Genomic DNA, 23,828 nt, shown 5'->3' with positions numbered 1-23,828 from the left:
TCTATGATTTTCAGGATGAACCAAGGGAGTTGTCGTGAATATGGAAATGACCATTACAAGAGCATTAAGTGAACTGAAAATGTTAGATAAAAGAATCAACCGAACCGTTGATGAAGCCGTACTTGGTGGATTAATGATCGGCAAACATATACAGCATGGATTTCAGAATCAAGAAGAGATTGAAAAAAAGGCAAAGGCTGATGATCAATCGATTCGAGCTTTAATCAAACGCCGGAATGCCATCAAATCAGCCATCGTTGTATCGAATGCGACCACAATGATTGATGTGGCGGGTGTCCGTATGACGGTGGCAGAGGCGATTGAACGAAAGACGTCGATAGACTACGATATTCGTTATTTACGGAAAATGAAACAGGTGTACAAAGAGCTGGTCGACAAAGCTGAACAAACGAATGAAGATGTGAAAATAAGACTTGATCAGCATTTAGAGACCTTGTTTGGGAAAGATGGAAAGACACAAGCGGCCGCCAACCAAGAGATCGTGAAGTCTTTTCTAGCTGAAAATGAGGCGGTGATCATCGATCCGCTTCGTCTTCGAGTGAAAATTGAACAGCTTTCGAAAGAAATTGAAGATTTTCAAATGGAAGTTGATTTTTCCTTGTCTGAAAGCAATACACTAACGAAAATACAGATCGATTAATTGATTTTGTTAGTGAGCCGAAAATCGATAGGACTAAACACCTCCGAGGGAAAGGTCATTCCCTCCTCATCTGATGATCATCTTAGGATGATCCTTGATAAAAGCTCAAAGCTGAACGTTCAAGGATCAAAGTTCAAGTGTGAAAGTTCTTATCTATCAAAGCTCAAGATTAAAAGTTAAACGCTCGATCGAATCTGGGAAGAACGGCTAATGAGTGTTTGTTTATCGACTCTTTCGGTTGCCGCCCAGCAGGTTTGCTAACAAAAAACAAAGGGCTAAAATGATTTTCATTTTAGCCCTTTGTTTTTTTTCAGCGTGATAGAAAACCTTTGCAGTCTAAGAAGGACGAGCACTGGAACGGAGCGAATTTGACATTCGTGAGTACCAGAGCGCAGACCTGAAACAGAATGCGAGGGTTTGTCTACACGCTGAAGGATGTCACCTGATGACATCCTTTTTTTCTATAAAATTAGTAACGTGATGTATACGCCAAATGGTACACACTTGTGACATTTGAAGATAGTTTGATGTCGTTTGACGTGAACGTCACTGGAACGATATCGTAGTAATGTGTTGACCAGCCTGCATTATTGTATGATTGGTAGCCTGCACCTGCAGGAACTTGAAACGTCAGCGAAAACTGTCCATTCTCATCTGTTGTGCCTGTCGCTGTTTGAGCATATGATTTGATGGCTGCTTCAAAATAAAGCTTGATCGGCTGATTAGGCATGAGGTTTCCGCTTGCATCTTTTAGTGTCCCTTTAAACGTAGCTGGATAATAAGAACCCACGCGATATTTACTGCCATAGCCGTAATTCACTATTCCACTATCGGCTGCTGTGACACTTGTTACTTCTACTGATGCTGGTACTGCACCTGTTTCTTCAGCATGTGCAAAGCTTGGGAATACGAGAAGCAATGATAGAACGAAAGCAAACATGATTTTTTTCATCGATAATTCCTCCTTTTTTTTCCTACTATATTACTATCGACAAGAATTGGTATTTTTCCAGTATAAAACAAAAGAACTTCCCTTTTTTTGAAAAGGGAAGTCCTTTTTTTATTTTTTCACAACCACTTTTACCGCTTTGCTTTCTCTTTTTCTCACATCTGATGCGGTCACATATAAAACCGTTTTGGCTTTTTGTGGTTTTATTTGGGCAGTAAATGCGCCCTTGCTATTGGTTTTGACTGTTTTGATGACTTTCTTTGATTTGTTTTTCACTTTAATGGTCAAACCTGCACCCGCAGTCCCTTTGACCGCTTTACTTTTGACGGTTACTTTGCTCACTTTCGGCTTAGCTGGTGCTTTGCCTTTTTTCACGACGGTTTTGAGCGTCGTAGCGGCCTTTCCTTTTGACATTTTAATGTGAAGGACCTTGTTTTTGTTCTGATGCTTAATCTTCACACTAAAGGTTCCTTTTTTGCCTGCTGTGCCTTTTCCAAGCAGCGTTTTGCCTCTATACACAGAAATAGCAGCACCGGCTTTTGCTTTACCTGTCACCTTTTGATGCTGATCTTCCACTTTGTTCACTGATGCATTCAATTCGACAGCACTTAATGCAGCAAATGCATTCAGTCTGCCATGTCCTGTCATCCAATCAATTCCTGGGATTTTCGGATCAACAATTGGCTCCTCGTTTTCATCATAGAAAACGTCGTCTTTTCCATCAATAGATTTAAATGAGATGTCATCTGCTGTACTTTGCAAAAGATTTCTCACTTGATTTGGCTTTAAGGATGGATTTTTAGAAAGCAGTAACCCTGCTGCTGCTGCCACATATGGTGTCGCCATTGATGTCCCGCTCAGGTATGAGACATTCCCATCAGGCATGAGGCTCGGAATATCCGACCCTGGTGCTGACATGCTCAGTCCTTTGCCATAGCTTGAGAACTCAGCAGCAATATCCATACGGTTGCTTGCGCCAACCGCCATTGCGTATTTTGACGTCGCAGGGTAGCCCATTTCTGGTACGCCATCATTTCCACTTGCCACGACGACTAGTACATTTCTTTGAGCAGCATAATTCATGGCATATTCAATCACTCTGCTGTAGTAGCCGCCAAGGCTCATGTTGATGACCTTTGCGCCTTTGTCCACTGCATGCTTGATCCCAAGTGCAATATGCTCTGTATCGCCAAAGCCATAGGCATCCAGCACCTTCACCGGAATGATGCCCGTATGTTGATTGAGACCTGCCATTGAGTAATGATTATCGGATTTTGCGGCAATGATGCCTGCCACATGCGTACCGTGTCCATTGTCATCAATCGCATCTTTGTTTCGTCCAATGAGATTCGCACCTAAGTCTGTACGAACAGTCCCGTTTAAATCTGTCAAACGGCTGTCTACACCTGTATCCACAACAGCAATTAATGTTTGCTTCATTTTGCTTGTGCCAATCAGTGTATTCATTTGTTCAAATTTGACGTCAGCGCCTTTTTTCCCGCTGTTTTGCGCACTGTTTTTCAGCGGCCACTGATAACCATACTGGGCGTCGTTGCTTAGCGCACGATAGGTTTGAACAGGCTCTGCAAATTCAACATTCGGCATGCTGGAAAGCTTTCTTGCCGTGCTTTTGATGACCGCTTTGCCTGCTTTTAGTGTCTTTCCAGCTGATTCTAGCCCTGCTGGCACATCATAGACATACATTCCTTTGAATAAAGGACTAACTGACTGTGATGTCACACGGTTTTCTTGGATGCCGTAGCTTTTCATCTTCTTTTTCGCAGATTGAAGTGTTTGGCCATCCTTTAATTTAAAAATGATCTTATTCGTTTTAACCTTCTCTTCTTTTACAAGCTTTTGTTTCTCTAATACATAACCAGCTGATTTTCCTTCAAGCTGATCAATGCCAATTTTTTGACTGACAGCTTCTAATTCCTTTTTTAAATATGCCGGACTTGCTTCTTTGAGCATATCAAAAAGGGAGCCGATCGCCTGTTGTTCTTTTTCTGTTACGATATGACCACTAAATGCACCATTTTTCTCTACGTCACTTAGCAGTGTTTTTATTGTGAGCAGATGGTTGTAAACCTTTTGCTGCTCTTTTTGATGTTTGATGAGCTTTGATTTGAGAAACGGCTTTGTCTTTTGGAGCAGACGCGAAAGCTTTTGACCTTCTGCCGTTTCATTGAATCGTTTATCTTCGATTGTACGAATCGATTGAAGAATTTCACGCCCGTACTTTTTCTCAATAATGATGATTTCAGGCTCATCTTCTTCAGGAAAAACAGGTTCAGAAGGCGGAAGATTAGCTCCTTTATATCCGATTGTATATGCCGCATCCTCTTCCTCATCACGGCTGTCTTCCTCTGACCCTAAATAGAGCACTTTGACATAATAGGGACCTGACCATGCATGCGGGAAGTTGATCTCTGTCTCTCCGCTCGCTGTGTCCACGCGATATCTTGAATATGTGTCATCCTTCATCGCTCTGTCCTTGCTTGGATAGACCGATACGGACAGTACTTGTTTACTTTTCACAGAAATTTGCATGTGTGTATGTTTTGCCACCTCTTGTGCAGATGGCGTGATTTCATACCATGACTCTTCCTTTTCATTCTGTAATGTACCTGAGATGACTTCACCATTTTTTAACCCAATGGCTTCATTGACACTTGTTCCATGACTGGCAGCTGCTGCCTCGTATCCAGGTAGTGCTGCCATACATAGAATGATGGCCATGAGTACGATCACACAGGATTTGACCTGCTTTTTGAACATGAAAAGACCCCCTTATCTTTTATGATACCTTGGAAGAATATCACAGAAATACATATAGTAGAATCTGTTTTTTACATAATTAAACTCGTTTTAAGCTAGGATTTGAGATATTCAGTCAGCAAGACGGATAGCTTCATAAACTTTTTGCCATTTCAAACGGAAAATGATGCTATTTAACCATGCTGAAAAGTACATTACAATCAACTTGTAAGCGCTTAACAAATAAGAGAGAAGGGATCAGCTTGTTCCAAAAAGATCATGTTTTCACACAAGTAAACGGACGATCAAAGAATGAGATTTTACAATACATTTCCGAGAAAGCTGAAGACCTTCAGATTACAAACAATCAGGCGGGGCTATTAGCAGATTTGTTGACACGCGAAGACGAAGTCTCAACAGGACTTCAGCAAGGCTTCGCCATTCCACATACAAAAAGCTCCGCTGTACAAACGGCTTCACTTCTTTTTTTAGAACTTGAACAACCCATTGAATGGGGAAGCTTCGATGATTTGCCCACAAGCTATTTATTTACACTGCTCGTTCCATTAGAAGAAGCAAATGTCACACATCTGAAATTACTGTCAGGTATTGCGACCAGTCTAATGGAACCTGCTTTTATCGAGAAGATTCAACCAGGTCAAACAGCTGATTACTATTACGAAGTCATTGAACAACAATTGAAAGAGGGGATTACACAATGAAAATTGTCGGTGTCACTTCATGTCCAGCAGGGTTAGCTCATACTCCAATGGCAGCCAAAGCGTTAGAAAATGCAGGTAAACAGCTCGGACACGAGATCAAAATCGAACAGCAGGGGATTATGGGACAGGTGAACGGCATTACAGCAGAGGAAGCACAGCAGGCAGACCTCTGCATCATTGCCTCAAATCAGCATATCAACGATGCGGAACGCTTCTCAGGCATTCCCACTGTACGTGTCGAAATCGGACGTGCCCTAAAAAATGCCGAGCAAATTATCACTAAAGCTGTAGCACTTGTTGAAAAGAAAAAGTCTGAATCTCAATAAACATGAGCAATGCCATATAGAAAGGAGCAAAGAAAATGAAAGCAAAATTAAAAGTCATTGAAGGCCATCTCATGACCGGTATTTCTTATATTCTTCCTGTAATCATCGGTGCTTCACTTATCGTTGGTTTAGCAAAACTGGTCGGGTTAGGGTTTGGTGTTTCAGATTTAAACACCTATAAGGATGCTGGCGGCATACTGCACGGTGCCTATTTAATGGAGCAGGTCGGCTGGACAGGCATTGGCTTAATGAACGTTCTGCTCGCTGGATTTATCGCCTATTCCATTGCGGATAAATCAGGTCTTGCAGCCGGTTTTATCGGCGGTGCTCTCGCCAGCTCAACAAATGCCGGATTTATAGGTGCCGTCATTGCAGGCTTCTTCGCAGGATATGTTGCTCTTTTTGTAAAAAGAAAAATTCAAATTCAAGGCTCTGCAGCTGGGCTCGTCCCTCTGCTCATCCTGCCGCTTATTACCGTTGGCTTAACCGGACTTCTTATGTCAGTTCTTCTGGGCGGCCCATTAGGCGCTTTGAACACGGCATTAATTGAATGGATCAAAGGTATGGTCGCTGATGGAACAAGCACACTCGCACTCGCTCTCATTTTAGGTGCGATGATTGGCTTCGATCTTGGCGGACCGGTGAATAAATCAGCGTGGATGGCTGGTAACGCCCTCTTTCTATCAGGTGTCTACCTCCCTGCCATTCTCGTCAATATTGCGATTGTCATTCCACCGCTTGGATACGGGCTTGCGACATTGATTCGAAAACGCAACTTCTCCCCAACCTTTAGAGAAGCCGGACGTGGCGGCCTTGTCATGGGCATTATCGGTATTACGGAAGGGGCGATCCCTTTTACCCTCGTCAATCCTTTGAAATTGATTCCGCTCAATGTTGTCGCATGTGCTGTTGGAAGCGGGGTCGCTGCATTATTAGGAGTTCATGACATCATGCCGCCAATTGGCGGGCTATACGGCTTCTTCTCAGTCGGAAACTGGTGGGCTTATTTAATTGGAGCTCTAACTGGCGCACTCGTCATCGGTATTGGCGCCAACCTACTTGTGAATTTCTCTGAGAAAAAAGAGCCAAAAACGCCGGAACATGATCAGAAGCAGAAAGAAGAAGACGATTTTGACCTTGTGCTAGAAGGATAATTTGAACGAAGAAAGGTGTCGTTGATCAATGACTGTCAATGTACATGTGATTCCACATACTCACTGGGACCGGGAATGGTATTTCACCACCTCCCGCTCCCGTATTTACTTAATGAAAAGCGTAATGGACATCTTAGATACCCTTGAAACAGATGAAAGGTTCCATTACTTCATGCTCGATGCCCAGGCTTCCTTATTAGATGATTATCTGAAATGGCGGCCAGAGGATGAGAATCGAATCAAAAAGCTTGTCACAGCGAAACGTCTCATCATCGGCCCATGGTATACCCAAACCGACCAGCTCGTCATTTCAGGTGAATCGATTGTGCGGAACCTGCAATATGGGATTGAACGCTGTCAGCAGTTCGGCCACGTGATGAAAGTCGGCTATGTCCCTGACTCCTTCGGTCAATCCGCACAAATGCCTCAAATTTATCGCGGCTTCGGTATTGTCGATACAGCATTTTGGCGCGGCGTTTCTGACCATATGACGAACCATACTGAATTCAATTGGCGCGGTGCTGACGGCAGTGAAGTCTTTGCTGTGAATCTGCCATTTGGCTACTACTACGGTGGTAATATCCCTGAGAAGGATGATGACTTACAAGCCTTTTTATCTGAAAAAATCGGTGCGCTGCAAGCAAAGGCAACCACAAAGAATGTCTATTTCCCGAATGGTTTTGACCAAGCACCGATTCGCAAAAACCTGCCTGATTTATTAGAAAAGGCCAATGAACTTGACGAGCATCACTATGAAATCAGCAGTTTAGAAGATTATATTGCAGCCGTGAAAAAAGAGCGGACATCTTTTGAGACATTACACGGAGAGCTCATTCATGCGAAGCATATGCGGATTCATAAATCTATTTTTTCAACACGAGCGGATTTAAAAATCTTAAACAATCAAATTGAAAACTATCTCGTGAATGTGATGGAGCCCATCCTAACGATCAGCTATTCTCTCGGACACGACTATCCGCATGATACGGTTCGAGATATTTGGTACCTCATGTTTGAAAATGCAGCACATGACAGCATTGGCGGCTGTAATAGCGACACGACAAATCAAGACGTCTTCTTCCGCTACAAACAGGCAAAGGAAATCGTTGAGAATCTTGTGGACTTGCACATGCGTCTCATCACTATTCGACTGCAAACAGAGCAAGAAATCACATTCACCGTGTTCAATACCCTGCCTTCAAAGCGTTCTGAAGTCATTGAAGTCGAAACCTTTATCACGGAACGTCCATTTACGTTAAAGGATGCTAATGGAAGAACGCTTCAGTACACAGTGAAAAGCAAAACCGATGTCACAGATTATGTGCTGGCACAGCAAATTTCTCTTAACCCAAGTAAAGAAGTGTACATGCCAAAGCAAGTATGGAAAGCTGTGCTGCTGATTGAAGCCCTCGACTTACCGTCAGTTGGTTATACACAGGTCAGCATGGTCTTCGATGAATCAAGCGAATCGGCATGGGAACAAACTGAAGGACGCGTGATTGAAAATATGTATTACCGCATTGCGGCAAATGACAACGGATCACTGGACATCACAGATAAACAAACTGGCCGGACATTCTCTGAGCAAATGATCTTTGAAGACAACGGAGATGATGGGGATTCCTACAACTATTCACCCCCTCGTGAGGACCTGTATGTGTCATCCAAGGATCTTTCATCAGCAGACATCTCAGTGGCTAAAAGCGGCCTGCAGCAAGAGCTGACCATCAAGCTTCAGCTCACTGTCCCTTACGACCTAGAGGAGCGCTCTAAGCAATTGGCTGCGACTTCACTTCCGATCACAGCGAAGGTAGCATTAAACAAAGACGATGCTGTCATCCGTTTTCATGTAGATGTAGACAACCATGCGTTAGATCATCGCCTGCGCGTTCTTTTTGATACAGGCATCGCATCAAACGTATCACTGAGCGATCAACAGTTTGGTACAATCGAACGCCCAACAGAGCTGACGCAAGAGCTAGAATGGTGGAACAATGAACATTGGGAAGAAAAACCGATCACCATTGAACCGATGCAATCATTTGTCGCACTTCGTGATGAAACATATGGTGCCGCTCTGTTGACCGACTGCGTGAGAGAATATCAGATCACAGGAGAAGGCTATACAACGATTGCATATACGCTCTTCCGCTGCTTCGGAAAAATGGGGAAAGAAAACCTTCTTTACCGTCCAGGACGCGCATCTGGGGAAAAAATTGTTGATACACCTGACGCTCAGCTGCAAGGTGCACTGTCATTCTCATTTGGAATGCACTATAGCAAGGACGCAGTCAGCGAGGGACACTTAGCACAGCTTGCCAAACGGTACACCACCCCTGTTCAATGCTACGAGCGGGCAGACTTTTTAAACGGTCGTTTAATTTTCTCTTTCCGAGATGAAAAAGAAGACTTACAATCTACTTATAGCCTGCTTGACATCGAGACAGATGGAGCCATTCTAAGCGCTCTGAAAAAAGAAGAGCATGGAACAGGCATTGTCATTCGTCTCTTCAATCCATATTTAACGCGTCAAACAGCCGCTTCAATCAATAGTTCATCTCTACAACACGGAGAAACAGCGAATTTAGGAGAAACACCTGAAGGACATATACTCAAAGCACAACATGGATCATTACACATTGAACCGCTTACACCTTGTCAGGTACAAACCTACATTGTAAAGAAAAAATGAACATGTAGGGGCGGGATCCATTGGATTCCGCCCCTCTTTAATGGAGGGCATTGATCATGCGAATTGGAGGCATTGAAGCAGGCGGAACGAAATTTGTCTGCGGCTACGGAACAACAGACGGAACGATTGAACACATGACTTCCTTTGCAACAGGGAATCCAGTTGAAACATGCCGGCAAGTGATCGATTACTTTACAAAGCATCGTGTCGATGCCATTGGAATTGGGGCATTCGGGCCTGTCGATGTGAAAGAGCAAAGCCTAAGCTATGGGACGATTTTAGACACACCCAAAACAGCCTGGCGCCAATTCCCTTTCCTCTCTACCTTAAAACAAGCCCTCGGGATCCCGATGAAGCTTGATACCGATGTGAACTGTGCAGCACTCGGAGAAGCCCGTTTTTCAACTGAAGCAGAAAAGCCTGCCTCCTTGGTCTATATTACTGTTGGGACTGGAATAGGCGGCGGTGCCTATATTGAACATCGCCTGATTCACGGATTGCTCCATCCAGAAATGGGTCATATCACTGTTCAGCGGCATCCTCATGACACTTACGGAGGCTGCTGCCCTATACATCATGACTGTTTAGAGGGACTGGCATCTGGTCCTGCCATAGAAGGACGCTATCATACACTGGCACAAATGCTGCCAGAGGATCATCCAGCCTGGTCACTTCATGCTTACTATCTCGGGCAAATGACTGCTAACCTGCTGCTCACCCTTTCACCAGAACGCATCATTCTAGGTGGAGGCGTGATGAAACAGCCCGCTATGCTGCCGCTTATTCTTGATGAAACAGACAAACGGCTTCACGGCTATTTGCAGCTGCCAAAGCCTTTACATGAAATTATCACAAAACCATCCTTTGATGGATTATCTGGTTTAATGGGCGCCATCGCTCTTGGAACTGATGCCTTACAGGCGCAAGGAGCCGCGCAATGATGATGACGGCAGATCCTCGAACCTATCAGCTGATTCAGCGGCTATTTGAAACGAAGGGGTTCGTGAAGCTGGAGGAGCTCACTGCCTCTTTTCGCTTATCTGACCGCTCTATCCGCAATTTAATCAAGGAAGCAAATGAGTATTTAAAGGAAACTGGGGCCATGATTAAAACGATTCGCGGGAAAGGATATACTCTTTTAACGAGTGACCAAGATGCTTTCTTACTTTGGCTTCATCAGCAAAAGCTTCCTGCCCGCTCTCTTGTCCCCGTCATGCCAGAAGAGCGTGTACGATTTATGATGAGAAAGCTGCTGCTTCAATCAGATTACTTAAAAATTGACCAGCTGGCTGAAGAACTGTTTATCAGCCGCATGACGGTCAGCAGCGATTTAAAAAAAGGACGAGAGCTGTTAGCCCGTTACGGCATGACCCTTGTATCAAAGCCTGGATTTGGCTTAAAGATTGAAGGAGATGAGCTGCAAAAAAGAACGTGCTATGCAGACTTACTTCTTGAGGAAGAGCCTGCACTCTCTCATATCACCGAGCGGGAGCAGCTCCATTTTCCTGATATTTCTCTTGAAACCATTCGATCTATTGTGTTGACGAACCTGCATCAAGAGTCATTGCTCATTAAAGATATTGCCTTAAAAAATTTAGTCATTCACTTAGCCATTGCGATTCAGCAAACACGAAAAAACCAGCGGATATCCGCCAGTACCGCCCGCACACAAAGATCACCCGTTTTGATGAGAATTGCACAAAAAATCATACAGCAGGTGAGTGACACTTTTTGTGTGACCTTATCAGAGGATGAAACAGATTACTTAGTCATGCATCTATTGGCGAATCAAACGTGGAAAGAAGCCGCCCAGCATCAGACGACAGTGGAAGTTCAGCAGGCGGTTACAGTCTTTTTACAGCACATTGAAAAAATAAGCGGTCATCGTTTTGCTGATGACAGCATCCTACAGCAAGACTTGATGCTTCATATGAAGCCGTTATTAAATCGCATCCAATATGGCGTATCATTACAAAATCCGCTTTTGCATGAGATCAAAACGTCCTATCCTTACCCGTTTGATTTGGCTGTCAGCGGGCTGAATGCATTACAGCTGGTACGGACGCCAAATGAAGATGAAGCGGCATATGTTGCCCTGCATATCGCTGCTTCATTTGAAAGAAGTCAGCTCGACACCTCGCAAAAAAAGAAAGCGATTATCGTGTGCGGGTCTGGACTAGGGACGGCCAGACTGCTTGAAATTAAATTGAAGGCAGCCTTTCAGCACGAGCTTGACATTGTTGAGCTCTATTCCTATCAGGATTATCTCATGAGCTCCTCTTTGCCGTGTGACGTCATCATCACAACCGTGCCTCTCACATCAAAGGGGAAACCAGTCATTCAGGTCAGCGCCTTTTTTGAACATCATGATATACAGCGTGTAAATGAAGTCATTCATTTATTAAATGGACACGGGGCACCCTCAAAAGAGCTGATGGCGTTTTTTCAAGAGCGATTGACTTTCATGAATGCTGATCTAAGCAGCAAGGATGAGGTATTAGATATATTATGCAGCCATTTAGAGGCGCATCAGCTAGTATCGTCTTCTTTTCGGCCCTCGGTGCTTGAGCGGGAGCAAATGTCGTCTACCTATCTTGGCAGCGGCATTGCAATGCCGCACCCGCTCATCACAAATGAAGGCACCTCCTCTGTAGCCATCGCACACTTAAAACAGCCGATTGACTGGCAGGGAGACCAAGTATCACTTGTCTTTTTATTAGCGATTCATAAGGATGACGCTGCCTGCATGAACCAATTCTTTGAACAGGCCGTCGATTTACTAGACAATCCAGACCGCATTCGCGCCCTCAAGCAAGCCAACACATTTGATGAGCTGATGGATGCGTTGTTTCAATAAGATCAAACAAAAGGCCGCCCAATTCATGAGGCGACCTTTTTATTTAGATATATATCATTAATCGTAGATGACATTTTTTCCTTCTTCACTTAATTTTTTTAAGGAGCTCAGCATATGATTGATTTCTTCATCGGAATGTCTTTCCCAAGAACCTAATTCTGCGACTATTTTCAACGGAGATTTCGATCGATAAGAACGTGTTGGGTTGCCGGGAAATCTTTTATCAGTCACATTTGGATCATTTTCAAACTCGCCTAACGGTTCTACAATATAAATTCTTTCTTTCGCATCAGACCTAGCTAATTCAGCACCCCATTTGGCCGCGTTTAGTGTTCCGGTGAAATAAATATGGTTCGATTTTTTATCCTGATAATTGGATAAATGCAGCGGTTCAAGCAGATCTCCAATCTTCAATTCCGCTTTGGTCCCATGAAAAAATGGCCCGGGATCTAACACCTTTTGCTTGTCATTCATACAGCCACACCCCTCATCGTTTTTGACTTGCGTATAACAGTATACGGCTAGATATGGGCGAGAAACAGTCTATAAATTTCATTAAATTCGGGGTATAATAATAGTAGAGAGTAAGATGTGTAAGCTCCAGTAAGTTGAAAAAACAGCAAGAATACATACAAAGCCGTCTGCTTGAAAGAGATAAAAAGCTGTTAGAGGCCATAAGAAAAACTCAAGAAACTAAAAAATGAATTGCGGCAATGGAACAGGATGAGGATTAAGTAGCCAATGAGACGTTTGAGGTCTTGGCATGTTGGCATCAATAATTATATAATTAACTAAATTTTACTTCGGAGGTGATTTTTGTATGTCTATTCAAGTTGATGATGATGATGTTTTAGAGATGTGTAATATATATGCTCAAGAAACTCATCATAGAGAAGCATTGATTTTAGGAAACAGGAAGGGTTTATTGGAATTAAAAAATGCGATAGATCAGGCTTTAAAAACTGGTAGTGCTGTTGCAAATTTATACCCATCTGATTTTGAAGGATATGAAACTTGTATTGCTTTAGTAGACGATGAAAATCAATTTGAGAAGTTGATGACTCCTTATGTAGAGCAATATGTACAAGATGATGATGCAATTGATCCAATTGAAATTATTAAAGATTACGATGCTAAAAAAGAAAAGCCCTTATAAAAGGGCTTTTCTTTTTTAGTGGAGTATTGTTCTACCTTTTACAGCTTTGTGTTTACTTGGTACTGATGCTCTAAGAGCATGGTGTATTTGAATTTTTGGAGCTACATGAAAATGCCAGTACCAGTTTGATGATCCTGGTTTTAGTGGTATGACTCCGTTATCAACTGCAAATACTCGTATTTTCTTTTTTCCTTTTTTATGGAACACTTTTACGAGACTCTCGACTTTTCCTTTTCTATTTTTTACATACCAATCGATATGATAGTTCTTCCCAAAACCTTTTATTCTGTTCTTCAAATACTTCAGTGCAACTTTTGCGCCTTTTGATCTTATGGCCCACAAAGCAACTCTTCCTACGGTCATTGCGATTGGTACGAAAAATATTGGTAGTGCTTGTGTTGTGATTTCACTCTGACTACTTTTGGAATCAAGTTGTTTCATTCGGTTTTCTAGAGCTAAAAATTCTTCATTGTTGAAATATTGATCTATCACTTTATATTGTTCTGACTCTGACATGTTTTCAAATTCTTTTTCTGTAAATGGAAGGTTTTCTATGTATTCTCCCATTTTCATTTCAAGTTCGTCTAATTCTTTGGTAGCTTGTTCATTTTGTAGAACTGTTGGTGTTACTAACGTTTCTAATTCTTGTGAATTGATAAAGTGTGTTTCTGCTGATGCTTCCGATGAAAATGGAGTCCATATTGATATGACTAGAGCTAGGGTAATTAGGGTTAAAAGTGTTTTTTTGAACATTTTGTTCACATTCCTCCTTTTGTATTAAATCCCAAATAAAGGTTATCAAATCAAAATGAGTGTATCAATGGATTTAAGATAGATTTAAGAAAATTCCTTTTTTGTTTGCGGTGTCCGCAATCATTTTTTTATTTTTTAGAACTTCGTTTTGGTGAAAATTTCTGTGGTAGAATTCGTTAACTTATGAAGTTCGGGGAAGATTTCCCCGACTGGTTCGGACAGCATCCGAGGAGGCAAGAAATACGCAAAGAAAGCAGTTTATTAGGCTGTTAAGATCAGACTATCCTTTTAGAACAACTCGAACAATATGATCTTGCCAATAAAGTGAACGAAAAAAAGCCAACCACCCGCTCATAAGGTGATTGGCTTTTTTATCGTTATTTCCCGATGTTGTCTCCATTTTGCTGAATCAAGGTTTCATACCAATAAGAGCTCTTTTTGCGAATTCTTTTGAGGTCTTTTAGGTCAAATTCGTCGCGATTGACGTAGATGAACCCGTAGCGCTTGGAGCATCCTTGGTGTGTGCTGATTAAGTCGATGGCTGACCACGGGCAGTATCCGAATACCTCGACGCCGTCTGTGATCGCCCACTTGATTTGTTCGATATGTTTTTCTAAATAATCAATTCGATAATCATCCTGAATTGATCCATCTTCTTCTAACTTGTCGAATGCACCCAATCCATTTTCCGTGATAATAAGCGGCAGCTGATAGCGGTCATAAATCTCCCGCATCGTTGAACGGAAGCCGACAGGGTCAATCTCCCAGCCAAACGCATTTTTACTTAAGAATGGGTTGTTGCCGCCTTTGTAGACGCCATCTTCACCTGATTTCAAATGCTGATCTCCGCCGCGTGCAAATTCGTCGTTGCCATCTCCTTTACTCGCTTCAACTGTTTGTGAGGTGTAGTAGTTAAAGGCAATGAAGTCTGGCTTCGCGCTTTTCAAAATATCCATATCTCCCTCTTCGATGACAGGAAGAATGTCTTTTTCTTTCATGTACGCCCAAGCCAGGTTGTTATAACGGCCGAACACCGCCATATCAAGATAAAGCCAGTTGCGGATCGCATTGTAATTCGCCGCAGCAAGCACATCTTCAGGCTTTGGAGAAGCCGGATAAATGAGCGCAATGTTTGGCGCTGGTCCAATTTTCGCTTCAGGCAGCATTTGATGACAAAGCGTCATGGCTTTTGCCTGTGCAACAAGCATATGATGATTCTGCTGATACAGTTCTTTTTTCGGATTTTCTAAATTTGGATCAAGTGTACCTAGCGCTGATCCATGTAAGATCATCATGTTTTGTTCATTAATGGTCAGCCAATAGTTTACCTTCTGACCATACTCCTTGAATAGCACCTCTGCATAGCGTTCAAACGCATCCACTGTCCCGCGGTTAGACCACCCGCCCTTTACTTGAAGCGCATGAGGCAGATCAAAATGATACATTGTCACGATTGGTTCAATGCCATAGCGGCGCAATTCATCGATGAGTGAATGATAGAATTCAATCCCCTTTTGATTGATCTCCCCATCTCCATCTGGAATGATCCGTGTCCACGCAATGGAAAAGCGATAAGCCTTCAAGCCCATTTCCGCAAACATCTTCACATCCTCTTTATAACGGTGATAGTGATCGCTTGCCACTTTAAAATCCGTTGTCCCTTCAGGATAACTTGCTCTCATGTCAATGACAGAAGGCCCCTTGCCATCCTCGTTCCACGCACCCTCTACCTGATAGGCGGAAGTAGATCCGCCCCAGAAAAAGTCTTTTGGAAATGATGCTAGTGTTGAATATCTCATGATTTCTTCCTCCTTTTGATTAAACTAGATGTAAAAATGATTGGCCTGGTGTGATTTGTTTCTCTTCTGTTTCAATGATATCGCTAAACTCACCTGAATTGGTAATAATAACGGGTGTTGTGACTGACAGGCCTGAAGCTTGGATGGCTTCTATGTCAAACTCAGCAAGCAGTTCGCCTTCTGTGATAGTTTGCCCCTGAACAACCTTCGGGGTAAAATGCTTTCCGCCTAATTGTACGGTATCCAATCCGATGTGAATGAGTACCTCTGCTCCGCTTTCTGAGGTTAGACCATACGCATGTCCAGTTGGGAACACCGTTGTCACAACTCCTGATACTGGTGCAAACAGCTTTCCTTCTGATGGAATGATGGCTGCGCCCTTTCCTAATGCACCAGATGAGAATGCTTTATCCTGCACTTCCTCCAGCTTGATGACCTCGCCCTTTAAAGGACTTTTCACATGAGCTGCTTTGACCCCATGTTCGTTTTCAATTACCGGTGCAGAAGCGGCTGCTGGCGTTTCATCTTCATCTACTGGATCTTTAAATCCAATCAAATAGGTTAGGATGATCGAAAGGACGAACGAGACCGAGATACCGATGATGAACCCTGTAAATCCTTGACCGTAGAAAATCGGCAGTGTCAGTAAACTTGGAAGGCCTGACGCAATTGCAATACTTTGTGAATAACCGATAATCGCACCGCCGACCCCAGCAGAGATAACGGCTGCAATAAATGGTTTTTTCAAACGAAGTGTGACCCCGTATACAGCTGGCTCTGTGATCCCAAACACAGCAGAAACTGCTGTTGATCCAGCCAGTGATTTCAGTTTTTTATTCTTTGTTTTCAGCATAACACCGATGGAAGCACCGGCTTGTGAAAATACAGCTGGCGCAGTGGCCGGCTTGATATGATCTTTCCCATGGACTGCGATATTATTTAAAATCACTGGCACAAGTCCCCAGTGGATACCGAAGATGACAAGAATCTGCCAAGCCATCGCAATTAAAGCACCTGCAAGTGTAGGACTAAAGGAGAATACTTTCAGCAAAACAGCTGCAATGCCATTCCCTGCATACACACCAAATGGTCCGAATACGATGAGTGTCAGCGGAACAACCGTGACAAGCAAAATCAGTGGAGTAATAAAGTTTTTGACACTTTCATGAATAACTTTGTTAAAGAAACGTTCGATATATCCCATGACAAACACTGCCAAAATGATTGGGATGACCGTAGATGTATAAGACATTAAGACGACTGGAATCCCGAAGAATGTCACATCTCCGCCGCCTTTTGACAATTCTTGAATGGTTGGGTAAATCAGTGCACCTGCTATCGTCACAGCGACAAACGGATTCGCTTTAAACTTCCTAGCAGAAGTGAATGCGAGCAATAATGGCAAGAAGTAGAACAAGCTGTCTGACGCAGCAAATAAAATTTGATACGATGTATCTTCAGGAGATAACCATTTCGCGTTGATACAGATGCCTAATAGACCTTTTAAAATACCTGCACCCGCCATGACACCGAGAAGTGGTGTGAAAATCCCCGATACAATGTCGACGAATTTCCCGAAAAGGCTTGTGCTCTCTTCACCTGATTTTGCAGATGAAGCAGCGGAATCCTCTAATAGATTCGTAAACTCTCCAATTTCTCGATAAACCTCTGGTACGGTATTGCCAATGACCACTTGAAATTGGCCGCCGCTTTCCATAACAGTAACGACGCCATTTAATTTTTCAATGGCCGCTTTATCTGCTTTTGATCTGTCATTTAAGGTGAAACGAAGCCTTGTGGCGCAATGCACCAATGAATGGACGTTTTTCTCTGTACCAATGTGTTTAATAATGTCTTCTGCTAATTGACGATAACTCATGCAAAAACCCCCTTTTTTTCAAAAAAATACGTTTTTGGGCAAAATAAAAACCTAAACGGGCACCAAAAATAGTCGCAGCTTGCTGTTGCGCTTTTTCAGTGAACGTTTAGGTTTTGCCTGCCGAACAGTCACAATCCTCTAAGACGATCATTGTGAAACCGTATTCTTTTATGTTTATGAGCAAATAGTACCACTCACCTTTTCTCATGTCAACGCTTTCTTTTAAAATCTATCTTTATTTTTCTCGTTTGATCAGTCGATTCAAATGAATGGATAGATACAGCATCTCCTCTGATGTGAGATCCCGGTGATAGGTTTGATAGACATATTCTGCGATTTTCTTTGCGCAATCGTATGCTTTCGGATATTTCACTTTGATCAGCTGATATAAGTCCTGATCTTCGCTGACAAGCAGTGTTTCGTTAATCAGACGCTGGACGAAAAAGCGCAAATGCGTGAGAAAACGGTAAAAGTTAAGCGAGTCTTCATCAAATTCCATGTTGAGATGATATTTCACAATGGTGAGAATGGCATTGACTTCCTTTGTGATATTGACCGTCGTATTCATATCCTCATTGAGCTCTGCGTTAATGATATGCATCGCAATAAAGCCTGCTTCATCCTCCGGCAATTCAATATGAAGACGCTCTTCAATCATCTCAAGACAGTCCTTTGCCACAAGAAATTCATCTTTGTATAAGCGTTTAATCTCCCAAATAAGCGAATTCTCAATCAGATGATTTTTCTTCAGCCGTTCGATGGCGTAATGAATATGGTCTGCCAGCGATACATGCAGACTTTCGTTTAATCTTCGGTTCAGCTTTGTATGTGCATATTGGATCATTTCCTCGGTCACCTTGACCACATCATACGGAACCTCTTGAAGCAGCATTTTCATCCGCTCGTGAACGGAATGATCCTCCAGGCGGAAGACTTTATCAATCAACGCTTCGTCCACCGGGTCCCCGGGACGTCGCTGGAAAGCGATGCCTCTGCCCATGACAACGATTTCTTTTCCATGTTCATCTATGACACTAATGACATTATTGTTTAGAACCTTTTGAATCTGCATTTCCAAACACCTCCGTCTATGACCAACAACTTTACTCAAAATATGCTCTCATCTTAACACAATTGTCAAATCACTTGATATTTTTATCTGACTTTAGCAATAGTTCTCATCAATAGTCAACCTCTTCATTGCTGGTCTGATCGTGCATCAGCCTGCATACAATACTCCTGAGGAGGTGACCTTCTGTGAAAGCTTTTTTCTGGTCTGCATCATTTTTATTCTTGCTCATGTTCACCCTCATCATTTTAGGCATCGTGTTCTGGCTGAGTGGACAAGGCTTAGGCCAGCTTTGGAGATATGTGCTCATTTCACTTGTCACAGCAGCCGTTTTGCGCGGCGTCACCACTTGGCTGAAACGGCATGTGATGCACCTTTCATCCAAATAAAAACGGCTGCCCCGAGTGTTCAGGCAGCCGTTTCTTTATTCTTTGGTTGCTGCAGCTTCTTTCTGAGAAGCACGCAGCTCATCATTGATTTTTTTCGCATCCTCTAAAAACTCAGTTTCATATCCACTTTTGAGTGCCCACATATAAAATAGCAGAGCTACCACTGTAATCAGTGCCATGTCCCAGCCATAATGAATGATGTTATAACCGCCGAATTTGTCACTGCCAAGGCAGGAAATCGTCATCATGACAAGCAGGTACACCACCATCCAAGCACCCGCCTTAAAGTTGCGGCCGAAGCCTTTCCACTTCGCTTTTGCTTGATAGTAAAAATAGATAGGTAGACCGATGAGAATAATGAACAGCACCTGACCTGTTAACGGCCATCTTGCCCAATACAGCGTCAATGAGGCAAAGACAAAACCGAGAGGAGCAATGATGCTGAGTCCTTTTATTCGAAGCGGACGATATAAATCTGTCCCTGTCTTTCTCAGCGTCATGACGGTCACTGGTCCAGTCAAATAAGAAATGAGTGTAGCGACAGAGATAATTTCTGCAAGTACACCCCAGCCTCTAAATAAAAACAGAAAGATAAACGATACGGCTAAGTTAAAAAACATTGCTGGACGAGGCACGCCGTAAATAGGGTGCAGACGGCCAAGCACACTTGGCATGTATTTGTTTTTTTCCATTCCATAAATCATACGAGACGTCGTTGCGGTATACGTAATTCCTGTACCAGAAGGTGACACAAACGCATCCGCATATAAAATCAGAACAAGCCAGTTAATCCCAAGCGCAATGGCAAGGTCCGCAAATGGCGAGTTGAAATTCAAATGACCCCATCCGTTCACAATCATAGATGGATCAACAGCACCGATAAAGGCGACTTGTAAAAGGACATAAATCACAGTTGCAATGAAAATCGATCCGACAATGGCAATTGGAATCGACCGGCCTGGATTTTTTGCCTCACCGGCCATATTAATCGGGCTTTGGAAGCCATTGAAGGCAAACACAATCCCAGATGTCGCAACAGCTGTCAGCACACTCGCCCAGCCGTTAGGGGCAATACTTGTTCCAGAAGTAAAATTCTCACTATGAAAACCTACGAATAAGAGCGCACCAATTGTTAATCCTGGAATGACAATTTTAAACACGGTAATGAATGTATTTGCTTTTGAAAATAACCCAACTGTCCAATAATTAAGCAGAAAGTAAATCACAAGAAGTACACTGGCAACCATAAGACCTTCTGTCGTCAATACCCCTTTGGTGACCAAATGAGATGTCCACTTTGCCCACTCCCAAGGCCAAGAGCTCATGTACTGGACGGAAGCAACCGCCTCAACTGGTATCACGGAGACAATGGCGATCCAGTTCGCCCAAGCTGCAATAAACCCAATAAAAGATCCGTGTGAATATTGCGTATATTTGACCATTCCGCCTGCCTCAGGAAACATCGATCCGAGTTCACTATAAGACAAAGCGATAAATAAAATCACAACCATCCCAATCAACCAGGATAAAATAGCAGCAGGACCGGCGATTTGAGCTGCACGCCAAGCACCGAAGAGCCATCCTGAACCAATGATTGAGCCAAGACCTACCATCATTAAAGCGAAAGTTCCCATCCTACGATGCAAATGATTCATGTTCATAACACCTTTCGATTAAAATACAGAGCATGTGTCAAGTAAGCGTCTTTCTTTCAAAGCAGCTCACTTTTCATTTCACTGGCAAATATTTCTTCTATTGAACTTTTACCTTTGTTCATTTTTTCGCCTGTTATATTATCTCTCAATTCTTCATTTTCTGAAATAGTCGAACATGCTTATTTCAAAAGAAAGCGCTTTTTCACCTGTTCAATCTATTAGACTGAATAACTACCTTTACCCTTATTTTGAAAAAAACAAAACAAAAAAGATAGAGGAAATGACTTCCTCTATCTTCTAATCCCCGTCATGTATAGAAAAAAAGGATAGAGGGGATTCCCTCTATCCTTGTGAAATCGCTTGTTCTTTTTCAATGACAGCTAGTCTTTCTTGTACTTCTTCTTCAGATAAATTGTGTTGTTTCACATACAGGTTCCGTTCGCTTGTGCGGCATTCATGACTGCAGCTGCGCATATATTTACGCTCACTCTCTTCAGTGGCAATCATCTTACGGTTACATGCAGGGTTCGCACAGTTCACATAACGCTCGCAAGGCTCACCAGTGAAGAAATCTTTTCCGACAACCACATGCTCTGTTTGATTCACTGGTACTGTTAAGCGATTATCAAACACATAGCATTGACCGTCCCATAGCTTCCCTTGCACTTCTGGGTCTTTTCCGTAAGTAACAATTCCGCCGTCAAGCTGAGAGACATCTTCAAAGCCTTCACGCTTTAACCAGCCTGAGAATTTCTCACAGCGTACACCGCCTGTGCAATAAGTCAGGATTTTTTTCCCTTCAAGAATCTCTTTATTGTCACGAATCCACTCAGGTAATTCACGGAATGTCTCAATATCAGGACGGACTGCCCCTCTAAAGTGACCAACATCAAACTCGTAATCATTACGTGCATCAATCACAACCGTATCAGGTGATTGCATTTGCTCGTAAAATTCGACCGGGCTAAGATGTTTCCCCGTTAATTCTAACGGATTCACGTCATCCTCAAGGCTGAGGTTCACGAGTTCCTTCCGGTGGCGGACGTGCATTTTCTTAAACGCATGTCCATCTGCTTCGTCAATTTTGATCGGCATAGACGCAAAGCGCGGATCTTCTTTTAACGCTTGCATGTACTTGTCCGTTTGCTCAATGGTTCCAGAAACCGTTCCGTTCAAGCCTTCTGCTGATACAAGGATACGGCCTAACAAACCAAGCTCCTTACAGAATGCTAAATGCTCTGCTGTAAACGTCTCTGGGTCCTCAATGGGGACATATTGATAGTAAAGTAAAACGCGGTATTGTTTTTCCATCTATATAAACACCTCTTAAATTTAATCAAAACATACCATTCTTTATCATACAGGAAATACATACCTAAAGGCAATGTCGGCGGCTCAATTCCATAAAACGGAAGGGCCTTTCTTCTCATATTTATTTGACAGAACTTTCTGTTAAATGAGATGATTTATGAATGATATGATGTAGTAAAGGAGCAATGATCATGATCCAGCCAGAAGATATTGTCAGAAGCGGTCCTAACCAATTTATTTCTCAAAAGGGAATATATCATGAACTAGATTCCCTTGTATCTGCTTTTCAGTCACCTGCTGTGGTGACAGGATATGATTCATACCAAGCTTTTTCACAATACACAAAGCTGCCGCCCGAGTGGCCTGTCATTCAGCACAAAGGATACAGTTCACCCAATGCGGTCACATGGATCGCAGAAGAGCTTAACGGGTCAGATGTGATTATCGGTATCGGAGGCGGTACGATTTTAGATACCGCAAAATCAGTTGCAGATGCTCTTCAAATCGAAGTTATCATGGTACCAACGATTCCCGGCACATGTGCTGCCTCTACACCACTCAGCGTCATTTATGATGATAAGGGCAATTTCATGAGAGTCGATTATCATAAACGATCAAGCTACCTCACTGTAATTGATCATACTTTTTTGCTTTCCTCTCCTCTTCCCTACCTTCAAAGCGGAATTGGTGATACGCTGGCAAAATGGTATGAAGCGGAAGCGATTATTCGTAACACAAAAAATGCCTTGCCGCTCATGGTGCATGCTGCACTAAAGCAGGCGGTATATGTACGAGACATTCTTCTTTCTCATAGTGAAGAAGCGGTCAACAGCTTAAAAACAGGTCAGCTTTCACAAGCATTTGCAGATGTGACAGATACGATTATTATGTTAGCCGGAACAGTCGGAGGCTATGGGGGGCGTTATGGAAGAATGGCAGGAGCCCATGCCGTTCATAATGGATTGACATTTATTGAAGAAACGCATCATGTGTTACATGGACAAAAAGTGGCTTATGGCATCCTTGTCCAGCTTGCCGCAGAAAACCGAATGTCCGAGGTAGAGGAATTACTTGAACTCTACCAAACACTCGGATTACCTAAAAATATGCGCGATCTTGGTATTACAACTCAGCTGGACGAGGCGGCATTTACAGTGGCAAACCATGCTGCACGTAAAGATGAAACCTTTTGTTTGATTGGAGACTATGCTAAAGAAAAGATTATCGACGCCATTCAAATCATTGAGACCTTTCAATCTCAAAAAATGTCTACACATGAAGGCAAATAAAAAAGCACAGGCATCGGGACTGACCCCCGTTTTTGAGACAGGGATCAAAACACCTTTATACAGCCAATTGCCGATAGTTGATCGGTGATTGGTTGTTTAGTTTCGTTTGAATACGAATGTTGTTTAATAATAAATGTATTCTTTGACAGTGNGGGACTGACCCCCGTTTTTGAGACAGGGATCAAAACACCTTTATACAGCCAATTGCCGATAGTTGATCGGTGATTGGTTGTTTAGTTTCGTTTGAATACGAATGTTGTTATAATAATAAATGTATTCTTTGACAGTGCGTTCTACAATGTTGGTTGTAGTTCGATCAATGCTGTTAAGATAGAACGTTTCAGACTTTAGCGAGGAATGAAACGATTCGATGGAGGCATTATCAGCGGGCGTCCCTTTACGGGACATGC

Annotated in this window: 20 protein-coding genes; 10 read left to right on the top strand and 10 right to left on the bottom strand. The window is 42.8% G+C overall.

Going from position 1 to position 23,828, the window contains the following annotated elements; genetic code table 11:
* Positions 1-40: 40 nt before the first annotated feature.
* Positions 41-661, top strand: a complete 621-nt coding sequence (locus ASE42_RS00095; RefSeq protein ID WP_056764940.1) for a hypothetical protein — start codon at positions 41-43, stop codon at positions 659-661.
* Between the two features lie 469 nt (positions 662-1,130).
* Here ASE42_RS00095 and ASE42_RS00090 read toward each other — a convergent pair whose 3' ends face one another.
* Both ASE42_RS00090 and ASE42_RS00085 read right to left on the bottom strand, forming a co-directional pair.
* Positions 1,131-1,613 carry an Ig-like domain-containing protein gene (locus ASE42_RS00090; RefSeq protein ID WP_024427435.1) on the bottom strand — a complete coding sequence of 161 codons (483 nt, stop codon included), beginning with the start codon at positions 1,611-1,613 and terminating at the stop codon, positions 1,131-1,133.
* 108 nt (positions 1,614-1,721) lie between these two features.
* Positions 1,722-4,388: a S8 family peptidase gene (locus ASE42_RS00085; protein ID WP_056764938.1), complete on the bottom strand. Its 2,667-nt coding sequence runs from the start codon at positions 4,386-4,388 to the stop codon at positions 1,722-1,724.
* 179 nt (positions 4,389-4,567) lie between these two features.
* Between ASE42_RS00085 and ASE42_RS00080 the strand changes: the two genes are divergently transcribed.
* The 6 genes from ASE42_RS00080 to ASE42_RS00055 are packed head-to-tail and all read left to right on the top strand — an operon-like array spanning position 4,568 to position 12,118.
* Positions 4,568-5,089: a PTS sugar transporter subunit IIA gene (locus tag ASE42_RS00080; RefSeq protein WP_226340863.1), complete on the top strand. Its 522-nt coding sequence runs from the start codon at positions 4,568-4,570 to the stop codon at positions 5,087-5,089.
* Positions 5,086-5,415 (top strand): PTS fructose transporter subunit IIB, encoded by a 330-nt coding sequence (locus ASE42_RS00075; protein WP_024424400.1) that lies wholly within the window; start codon positions 5,086-5,088, stop codon positions 5,413-5,415. The genes ASE42_RS00080 and ASE42_RS00075 overlap by 4 nt, the downstream gene beginning before the upstream one ends.
* A gap of 35 nt (positions 5,416-5,450) precedes the next feature.
* On the top strand, positions 5,451-6,569 hold the full coding sequence (locus ASE42_RS00070; RefSeq protein WP_024424401.1) for a PTS fructose transporter subunit IIC: 1,119 nt from the start codon (positions 5,451-5,453) through the stop codon (positions 6,567-6,569).
* A gap of 28 nt (positions 6,570-6,597) precedes the next feature.
* Positions 6,598-9,261, top strand: a complete 2,664-nt coding sequence (gene mngB, locus ASE42_RS00065; protein WP_056764935.1) for a mannosylglycerate hydrolase — start codon at positions 6,598-6,600, stop codon at positions 9,259-9,261.
* 56 nt (positions 9,262-9,317) lie between these two features.
* Positions 9,318-10,202, top strand: coding sequence for an ROK family protein (locus tag ASE42_RS00060; protein WP_024424403.1), 885 nt, complete (start codon positions 9,318-9,320; stop codon positions 10,200-10,202).
* Positions 10,199-12,118: a BglG family transcription antiterminator gene (locus ASE42_RS00055; protein WP_056764932.1), complete on the top strand. Its 1,920-nt coding sequence runs from the start codon at positions 10,199-10,201 to the stop codon at positions 12,116-12,118. The genes ASE42_RS00060 and ASE42_RS00055 overlap by 4 nt, the downstream gene beginning before the upstream one ends.
* Before the next feature lie 57 nt (positions 12,119-12,175).
* Here the strand turns inward: ASE42_RS00055 and arr are convergent, their stop codons facing one another.
* The gene (arr, locus tag ASE42_RS00050) at positions 12,176-12,592 is read right to left on the bottom strand and encodes an NAD(+)--rifampin ADP-ribosyltransferase (protein ID WP_024424404.1); all 417 of its coding nucleotides are present in this window, start codon (positions 12,590-12,592) and stop codon (positions 12,176-12,178) included.
* Positions 12,593-12,938: 346 nt separating this feature from the next.
* Here arr and ASE42_RS00045 point away from each other — a divergent pair, with 346 nt between their 5' ends.
* On the top strand, positions 12,939-13,274 hold the full coding sequence (locus tag ASE42_RS00045) for a hypothetical protein (protein ID WP_024424405.1): 336 nt from the start codon (positions 12,939-12,941) through the stop codon (positions 13,272-13,274).
* A gap of 15 nt (positions 13,275-13,289) precedes the next feature.
* Here the strand turns inward: ASE42_RS00045 and ASE42_RS00040 are convergent, their stop codons facing one another.
* The 4 genes from ASE42_RS00040 to licT all read right to left on the bottom strand — a co-directional run bounded on the left by ASE42_RS00040 (position 13,290) and on the right by licT (position 18,777).
* Entirely contained in the window at positions 13,290-14,027 is a 738-nt protein-coding gene (locus ASE42_RS00040; protein WP_024424406.1) for a hypothetical protein, read from the bottom strand.
* 377 nt (positions 14,028-14,404) lie between these two features.
* The gene (locus ASE42_RS00035; protein ID WP_024424407.1) at positions 14,405-15,826 is read right to left on the bottom strand and encodes a glycoside hydrolase family 1 protein; all 1,422 of its coding nucleotides are present in this window, start codon (positions 15,824-15,826) and stop codon (positions 14,405-14,407) included.
* Positions 15,827-15,845: 19 nt separating this feature from the next.
* Positions 15,846-17,705, bottom strand: coding sequence for a beta-glucoside-specific PTS transporter subunit IIABC (locus tag ASE42_RS00030; RefSeq protein ID WP_056764929.1), 1,860 nt, complete (start codon positions 17,703-17,705; stop codon positions 15,846-15,848).
* Between the two features lie 235 nt (positions 17,706-17,940).
* Positions 17,941-18,777 (bottom strand): BglG family transcription antiterminator LicT, encoded by an 837-nt coding sequence (licT, locus tag ASE42_RS00025; protein WP_056764926.1) that lies wholly within the window; start codon positions 18,775-18,777, stop codon positions 17,941-17,943.
* 185 nt (positions 18,778-18,962) lie between these two features.
* Here licT and ASE42_RS00020 point away from each other — a divergent pair, with 185 nt between their 5' ends.
* Positions 18,963-19,163: a hypothetical protein gene (locus tag ASE42_RS00020; RefSeq protein WP_024424410.1), complete on the top strand. Its 201-nt coding sequence runs from the start codon at positions 18,963-18,965 to the stop codon at positions 19,161-19,163.
* Positions 19,164-19,198: 35 nt separating this feature from the next.
* On the opposite strand, the gene ASE42_RS00015 is transcribed toward ASE42_RS00020, so the two are convergent.
* Positions 19,199-20,818, bottom strand: coding sequence for an APC family permease (locus ASE42_RS00015; protein WP_034283122.1), 1,620 nt, complete (start codon positions 20,816-20,818; stop codon positions 19,199-19,201).
* A 342-nt stretch (positions 20,819-21,160) separates the two neighbouring features.
* The gene (locus tag ASE42_RS00010; RefSeq protein ID WP_056764923.1) at positions 21,161-22,129 is read right to left on the bottom strand and encodes a rhodanese-related sulfurtransferase; all 969 of its coding nucleotides are present in this window, start codon (positions 22,127-22,129) and stop codon (positions 21,161-21,163) included.
* A 191-nt stretch (positions 22,130-22,320) separates the two neighbouring features.
* On the opposite strand from ASE42_RS00010, the gene ASE42_RS00005 reads away from it, so the two are divergent.
* A complete protein-coding gene (locus tag ASE42_RS00005; protein WP_080708034.1) occupies positions 22,321-23,418 on the top strand; it encodes an iron-containing alcohol dehydrogenase family protein in 1,098 nt (365 codons plus the stop codon).
* 192 nt (positions 23,419-23,610) lie between these two features.
* Here ASE42_RS00005 and ASE42_RS18415 read toward each other — a convergent pair.
* Positions 23,611-23,828 (bottom strand): IS3 family transposase (locus tag ASE42_RS18415; RefSeq protein ID WP_156403006.1); only part of this gene is annotated, 218 nt, incomplete at its 5' end.

The sequence above is a fragment of the Bacillus sp. Root920 genome (assembly GCF_001429445.1).
Lineage (GTDB): Bacteria > Bacillota > Bacilli > Bacillales > Bacillaceae > Bacillus > Bacillus safensis.
This window is presented reverse-complemented; position numbering and strand designations above follow the sequence as displayed.